Annotated in this window: 10 protein-coding genes and 1 pseudogene; 4 read left to right on the plus strand and 7 right to left on the minus strand. The window is 65.3% G+C overall.

Features of this window, described 5'->3' with window-relative positions; genetic code table 11:
- Window positions 1-258 (plus strand): LysR substrate-binding domain-containing protein (locus tag SAS01S_RS20980; RefSeq protein ID WP_245657055.1); only part of this gene is annotated, 258 nt, incomplete at its 5' end.
- A 127-nt stretch (window positions 259-385) separates the two neighbouring features.
- Window positions 386-553 carry a Flp family type IVb pilin gene (locus tag SAS01S_RS20985; RefSeq protein ID WP_066813029.1) on the plus strand — a complete coding sequence of 56 codons (168 nt, stop codon included), beginning with the start codon at window positions 386-388 and terminating at the stop codon, window positions 551-553.
- Window positions 554-709: 156 nt separating this feature from the next.
- Here the strand turns inward: SAS01S_RS20985 and SAS01S_RS20990 are convergent, their stop codons facing one another.
- On the minus strand, window positions 710-1,165 hold the full coding sequence (locus SAS01S_RS20990; RefSeq protein WP_066813032.1) for a peptidylprolyl isomerase: 456 nt from the start codon (window positions 1,163-1,165) through the stop codon (window positions 710-712).
- A 126-nt stretch (window positions 1,166-1,291) separates the two neighbouring features.
- On the opposite strand from SAS01S_RS20990, the gene mgtE reads away from it, so the two are divergent.
- Together mgtE and SAS01S_RS21000 are read left to right on the plus strand one after the other, a co-directional pair.
- Window positions 1,292-2,710, plus strand: coding sequence for a magnesium transporter (gene mgtE, locus SAS01S_RS20995; protein WP_066813017.1), 1,419 nt, complete (start codon window positions 1,292-1,294; stop codon window positions 2,708-2,710).
- Window positions 2,711-2,724: 14 nt separating this feature from the next.
- On the plus strand, window positions 2,725-3,129 hold the full coding sequence (locus SAS01S_RS21000) for a DUF1489 family protein (RefSeq protein WP_066813019.1): 405 nt from the start codon (window positions 2,725-2,727) through the stop codon (window positions 3,127-3,129).
- Here SAS01S_RS21000 and SAS01S_RS21005 read toward each other — a convergent pair.
- The 6 genes and pseudogenes from SAS01S_RS21005 to SAS01S_RS22925 all read right to left on the minus strand — a co-directional run.
- The gene (locus SAS01S_RS21005; protein ID WP_169804995.1) at window positions 3,126-3,836 is read right to left on the minus strand and encodes a GIN domain-containing protein; all 711 of its coding nucleotides are present in this window, start codon (window positions 3,834-3,836) and stop codon (window positions 3,126-3,128) included. The two genes, SAS01S_RS21000 and SAS01S_RS21005, sit on opposite strands and share 4 nt — an antisense overlap.
- 43 nt (window positions 3,837-3,879) lie before the next feature.
- A complete protein-coding gene (locus tag SAS01S_RS21010) occupies window positions 3,880-4,596 on the minus strand; it encodes a head GIN domain-containing protein (protein ID WP_066813034.1) in 717 nt (238 codons plus the stop codon).
- 107 nt (window positions 4,597-4,703) lie between these two features.
- Complete coding sequence (locus SAS01S_RS21015) at window positions 4,704-5,237, minus strand: CarD family transcriptional regulator (protein WP_066813023.1); 534 nt, start codon at window positions 5,235-5,237, stop codon at window positions 4,704-4,706.
- Window positions 5,238-5,488: 251 nt separating this feature from the next.
- Window positions 5,489-5,830 (minus strand): ferredoxin FdxA, encoded by a 342-nt coding sequence (gene fdxA / locus SAS01S_RS21020; RefSeq protein WP_066813025.1) that lies wholly within the window; start codon window positions 5,828-5,830, stop codon window positions 5,489-5,491.
- Between the two features lie 33 nt (window positions 5,831-5,863).
- Entirely contained in the window at window positions 5,864-6,244 is a 381-nt protein-coding gene (locus SAS01S_RS21025) for an RNA-binding S4 domain-containing protein (RefSeq protein ID WP_084239294.1), read from the minus strand.
- Window positions 6,237-6,811: pseudogene (locus SAS01S_RS22925) on the minus strand (helicase-related protein); the annotation flags it as partial. The gene SAS01S_RS21025 and the pseudogene SAS01S_RS22925, both read right to left, overlap by 8 nt.

Consider the following 6,811-nt stretch of genomic DNA (forward strand, 5'->3'; position numbering starts at 1 on the left):
CTCGACGAGCTCGAGCCGCTGGCGATCGATCATTTCGATTCGGGTGCGCTGATGCTCGAAGCGGCGGCGCAGGGCCTGGGCATCGCCTTCATGCACGAAAGCCATTTCGACGAGGCGCATGACCCGCGGCTGGTCAAATTGTTCGATATCGAGGTGGCCAGCCCGTACAGTTACTGGTTCGTCTGCCGCCCGCGCGCGATGCAGATGCGCCAGGTTAAATGGTTCCACGACTGGCTGGTCGAGGTGCTGGACGCGTGAAATCGCAATAGGTTCACATTGGCCCTGCACTGATCCAGATCAGTTTTTTTAGTGAAATCAGGCCATTAACTCATGGGTAAGCGCGCTCGGGCTATAGCCACCGCTGATGCCTTTTCGGAAATGGACCATGATGCACTTCCTCAAGCGGCTGCGCGATACGCGAGCGGCGACCGCGATCGAATATGGCCTGATCGCGGCCCTCATCGCGGTTGCGGCGATCGCTGCGATGCAGGGTCTGGGCAACCGTCTCAAGACAACCTTCACCAACGTGTCGTCCAACATGAAGGCGTCGTAACCTAATTCGCATCGGGCGCGGGCGCGGGCGTCGCAAGGCGGACAATTCCAAAGCATCCCTCCCGATCGGTCTGAGGATGCTGGCCGGGCCGGACTTCCGAGCGGTTCCACAGGTTACGACTCCCCTCCCGTCCGGCGAGGGGAATCGGGAAACGGCTTACGCGGCGCGGGCCTTCAGGATCTTGCCCGGGTTGGCCGGCGGCTCGCCCTTGGGCAGCGCGTCGATATGCTCCATGCCCTCGGTGACTTCGCCCCACACGGTATATTGTCCGTCGAGGAAGCGCGCGTCGTCGAAGCAGATGAAGAACTGGCTGTTGGCCGAATTGGGGTCCATCGTCCGCGCCATCGACGCAACGCCGCGGACATGCGGCTCGCGCGAGAATTCGGCGGGCAGGTTCGGCTTGTCCGATCCGTGCATGCCGGTACCGGTCGGATCGCCGCCCTGCGCCATGAAGCCGGGGATCACGCGATGGAACACGACGCCATCGTAAAAGCCTTCATTGGCCAGTTCGGCGATGCGGTCGACATGCTGTGGCGCGAGATCCGGACGCAGCTTGATGACGACATCGCCGCCATCCAGCGTCAGGGTCAGTGTTTCGGGAGTGTCGGCCATCATTTTGCTCCATGAATCGGGGAATTTGCGCCTGCCCTAAACTGCTCGGTGGGTGCTGGCAAACCGCGCGGAAACCGCGTACGGCCCCGGATATGGATATGCCGGTGCCCGAAAAAAGGTCAGACGATGAGCGAGACCGATCTGGCGCCCGTAGACGGCGCGACCGAACTCGATAACGTCGCGGATCAGCTGGACGAGGACGACCGGCTGAAGCCCGAATTCGTGCGTGCGGTGCTCGACGCGGTCGAGGCCGGCGACAATGACGCCGCGCGTGCGCTGGTAGAACCGCTCCATCCCGCCGATATCGCCGATCTGTTCGAGCTGGCCCCGCACGAGGATCGCGGGCCGCTCGCCAAGGCGCTGACCGACCTGCTCGACGCCGACGTGTTCGCCGAGATGAACGATTATGTCCGCGAGGATTTGATCGACAGCCTCGAGCCGCAGGAAATCGCCGACATCGCGTCGGAACTCGATACCGACGACGCGGTCGCTATCATCGAGGACATGGAGCCGGCGGATCAGCGCGAGGTGCTCCGGGCGCTCGACCCCGACGACCGCGCCGCGATCGAGGAAGCGTTGTCGTTCCCCGAGGAATCCGCCGGCCGCCTGATGCAGCGCGAGCTGATCGCGGTGCCCGAACATTGGAGCGTCGGCGACGCCATCGATTACCTGCGCAGCCAGGAAGAATTGACCACCGATTTCTGGGAGATCTTCGTGGTCGATCCCGGCCACAAGCCGATCGGCACCTGTTCGCTGTCATGGATCCTGCGCGCGCCGCGGACGGTGGCGATCGCGGACGTGATGAAGCGCGAACAGACGCTGATTCCGGTCGATATGGACCAGGAAGAGGTCGCGCTGCGCTTCCAGAAATACGCGTTGATCTCGGCCGCGGTGGTCGATGCCGCGGGCCGGCTGGTCGGCATGATCACGGTCGACGACATCGTCCACATCATCCAGGAAGAAGCCGGCGAAGACACGCTGCGCCTGGCCGGTGCCGGCGATGGCGACATCAACGAGCCGATCGTCCTCACTGTGCGCACCCGCGTGCTCTGGCTCGTCGTCAATCTTGGCGCGACGATGCTTTCGGCGTCGGTGGTCGGCGCGTTTCAGGGAGAGATTGGGCGCTACGCCATTCTCGCCGCCTTGATGCCGATCGTCTCGGCGTTGGGCGGCAATGCCGGCACGCAGACGCTGGCGGTGGTGGTGCGCGCGATCGCGACCAACCAGCTGACCAACTCGAACACCTTGTGGATGCTGATGCGCGAATTCCGCATCGCGATCGCCAACGGCGTGGCACTGGCGGGGGTTGGTGCGCTGGGCAGCTATCTGATCCTCGGCAACGCGCAGCTATCGCTGGTGTTCGCGCTGGCGATGATGTTCAACAGCCTGGTCGCGGGCCTCGTCGGCGTGATCGTGCCCGTCGCGCTCGACAAGGCCAATGTCGACCCCGCGGTGTCGTCGGCGGTGTTCGTCACCACGATAACCGACATCATGGGCTTCTTCTCGTTCCTCGGCCTCGCGACCTTGTGGGGGCTGGGTCAGTAACCCAGATCGGGGAAATGCCGCTTCATCTGACCAAGGTTGCGTTCGGCGTGGCGAGCCTGGAGGCGTTCGTCGCGCGCTGGGCCGCGCGCGAGGGCGATCCGCCCTATGAACTCGGCACGCGCTATCTGCCTAAACGCTGGGAAGAGATTGCCGGGCAGGGATCGCTGTTCTGGATCCTCAAGCACCAACTCGTCGCGCGCTCGCCGATCGTCGGATTCGGCGAGCTGCCCGGCGGCCGCACCGCGATCAAGCTCGATCCGCGCCTGGTCCTGGTCGAGGCGCGCCCAAAGCGCGCGCATCAGGGCTGGCGCTATCTCGAAGGGAGCGATGCGCCGCGCGATCTAGGCGCAGGTGGCGAAGGCGTGGGTGAGCTGCCGGCCGATATGATCGGCAAGCTGGCGGAATTGGGTCTGCTTTAAGGCTGCGTGCCGGTACCGCATTCGATCGGCCCGACCGATTGGCCGCGGACGGTGCATTTCGGATTGCCGGTGACCGCGATCAGTCCCAGCCCCTTGTTGGTGAGGTCGGCCAAATAACGTGCGCTTGCCCGTGTTTCGCCCGCACCTTCGAGCGCGACGACGATCTCGCCCGCGTCAAGCGCCGCCGCGGCGATCGAGCCGCCGCCATTGGTCGAGAACCGCGCCCGGGTGGTGCGCCCGGCGAGCGCGACATTGCCATTGCCGATCACGCTGACCACGACATCGTCGGCGTCGACGCCGCGCGCGTCGATCGTCCCTGCGCCAGTGATTTGCACGTCGAGCCGCGTCGTCCGCAGCGTGCCGGTGAGCGCGAGCTTGCCGCCGCCGACCACGGTCGCGCCGCGCACCGCCGGCGTGCGCAGAATGATCACCGGCGGCGGGCCGCTCGCTTTGCCGCGCTCGCCCCAGCCCTGGCTGCCTTTGCGGACGGTCAGCGTGGTGCCGCTGACCGAGATGTCGAGGTCGCCGAGCGCCCGGTCGTCGCCCGACGCGCTGGCGGCGGCGCCGCCGGTGCCGACTTCGACCTGCACCCAATAGGGGCCGTCCACCCGCACACGGTCGAAATTGGTGACGACATAGCTGCGATCGGCGGCATGCGCCGGCGCAGCGAGCGCGATCAGCGCGAAGGCGAGGGAGCGGCGGAGCATGGATGCGAGCATCGCACCGCCCCGCCGTCTTATGCAAGTTGCGTTAGCTGCAGCTGACGTCGCCCGATCCCATCTTGGAGGTGGTGCATTTGGCGCCGCCGGTCAGCGTGACGTCGCCCGAGCCCATCACGTTGACGTTCGCCGCGCCATTGACCGCCGCGGAGACGCCGCCCGAGCCCATGACGTTGACGCTGGCCTGGCCGAGCGACAATTTGGGCGCGGTGATGTCGCCCGATCCGGTGACCGAGAAAGATCCGGTCCTGGCGCTGCCGGCGGTGCCCAGGCTGCCCGATCCGGTGACCGACAGGGCGACCGCCTGGACGCTGAGCGATCCGATATTGAGGTCGCCCGACCCGGTCGCGCTGGCCTCGAACTTCTCGCCATCCACATGGTCGACCGCCATGTCGCCCATTCCGGTGGTGCTGGCCGCGGTCATCCGCGGCATGGTGATGAAGATCTTGGCGCCCTTGCGCTCGCCGCCCCAGCTGAAGCTATGTTCCTTGCGGCGGACCATCAACGTATCGCCTTCCTTCACGATCTCGAGCTTGTCGAGGATCTTGGGATCGCCTTCGGCGCGGACCGAAAATCCCGAGCCGACGCGGACATCGACATCGTCGGGCCCGGCCGCATCGACGCCGGTGAAACCCTCGACGGCGAAGGTGCGGTTGCCGCCGGTGCCGCTGGGGGGCGTGCCTTCCGACCGGGCCGTGCCCGAACAGGCGGCGAGCGGAAGCAAAGCGAGCAGCATGTACCGGTTCATGGGATCCTCCATTGTGTGTTGTCGATATAACACACTTCTGGCGGGGCCGCAACGAAAAAGGGCGGCCCCAAAGGACCGCCCTCTTTTATCAACGACTTGACCCGGGATTAGGCCGGAATCTTGTCCTTGTTGTGGATCGCCGCGGCCTTGCGCAGGATGTCGAGGATCTTCTCGAGCGCACCCTTTTCGTCGGTCTCTTCCATCGCCGCGAGTTCGCGGGCGAGGCGGGACGCGGCGGCCTCGAAGATCTGGCGCTCCGAATAGCTCTGTTCGGGCTGATCTTCGGCACGGAACAGGTCGCGGACCACCTCGGCGATCGACACCAGGTCGCCCGAATTGATCTTGGCTTCATATTCCTGCGCGCGGCGCGACCACATGGTGCGCTTGACCTTGGGCTTGCCCTTGAGCGTGTCGAGCGCTTCGCGGAGCGTCTTGTCCGAGGACAGCTTGCGCATGCCGACACTCTCGGCCTTGTTGGTCGGCACGCGGAGCGTCATGCGCTCTTTCTCGAACCGGAGCACGTAAAGCTCCAGCGTCATGCCGGCAATTTCCTGTTTCAGAAGTTCAACGACACGGCCGACGCCGTGCTTGGGGTAAACAACGTAATCACCGACGTCGAAGGACAGCGCCTTGGCAGCCATGTAACTTCAACCTTTCACTGGAATGTCGCCCGAATAAACGCACGACGCCCGGACATGGCGCCGGCAGGGGCTTGATTGGATGCGTGTGTCTCCACACGAGAGACTCGGAAAGGGGCTCTCGTCCTGACCTATTTAACACAGTCGTAATAAAATTACCAGCCCGACGTCGTTTTCATCCGACGGAGTACCCAACGGCCCCGTCCCATTGCTGGGCGAGGCCGCATTGATCTCGATCAACCTTGCTGGCGCGCTCAGTCGCCCTGGCCGGCCTCAGGCGAGAAATACTTGTCGTATTTGCCCTCTTCGCCCTTGTGCTCGTCGGCATCGGCCGGCGTCTGATCGTTCTTGCGCGTGACGTTTGGCCATTGGCCGCTGAACGTGTTGTTGAGCTCGAGCCATTTTTCCAGGCCGCTCTCGGTGTCGGGCAGGATCGCCTCAGCCGGGCATTCGGGCTCGCACACGCCGCAGTCGATACATTCGCTGGGATTGATGACGAGCATATTCTCGCCTTCGTAGAAACAGTCGACCGGGCACACCTCGACGCAGTCCATATACTTGCAGCGGATGCAGGCGTCGGTGACGACGTAGGTCATTTCTGGCTCCCCAGGTGTACGATTTGGGCCGTGCTATGCGCGTGTTCCGCGCCCGTCAATCAATCGCGCCTTTCTGCGAGACGTTTTCAACTTGTCGGCTTTTGGTGTCGCGGGTCCGGCCCACTCCCCCGCCTGGAGGTCCTGATAGCAATGCTGGGCCTCGGACGGCGGGCCGCGGCGAATCGGTAGCGCCTCGATCCGGATGGTGCGCACCTCGCCGCGGTGCGTGACGAAGGTCAGGATGTTGCCCATGCGCACCGGCGCGGCGGCGCGATCGATCGGGCGACCGTCGATCCGCATATGGCCCTCCTCGGCAAGGCGTTGCGCGAAGCTCCGAGTCTTCACGATCCGCGCGAACCACAAGAATTTGTCGAGCCGCATCGTTGGCCCGTGGTCGAAAGCGTGCTCAGCCATCAAGCATCCCGGCGAGTGCGGCGAAGGCGTTGTCCCGGGGCGGTGCCTTGGGCTTGGCGTTGGGCGTCAGGCCCTGCCACATCCAGCGCGGCTTGCCGTCGTCGCTTGGCCGCGCGGCGCGAAAACCGAGCTGGGCCATCAGCCGCGCCAGCGTGTCGGGCTGGATTCCGATCGAGGTCGCGAGCGCGGCGTCGGGCGCGAACGGTGCGCGTCCCTTGCGCGAATCGTGCGCGGCGCGCGCGATGCGTTCGACCAGGTCGATCCGCACCGCCTGCTGGCCGAGCGGGCGGAAGCCAAAGGGCAAATCGGCACCCGGTGCGTTGCGCGGGAGCACCGTCGCACCGTCGCGCGGTCCCTCGGCAAGCCGCATCAGCATCCGCCGCCAGCGCGCCGGGCCCGGTTTGAGCAAGGCCGGCGCGAACAGGTCCAGCGTCCCGATCGTCACGCCCATCTTGTGCAATTTCTTGCGCGCGAGCGGGTCGAGTACTTCGACCTGCGCGCCGATCGCGCGGCGCGGCAGCAAGCCGCCGGCATCGAGCAGCGCCCCCGCCACCGCGCGCAGCGGCG

The sequence above is a fragment of the Sphingomonas asaccharolytica NBRC 15499 genome (assembly GCF_001598355.1).
Taxonomy (GTDB): Bacteria; Pseudomonadota; Alphaproteobacteria; order Sphingomonadales; family Sphingomonadaceae; genus Sphingomonas; species Sphingomonas asaccharolytica.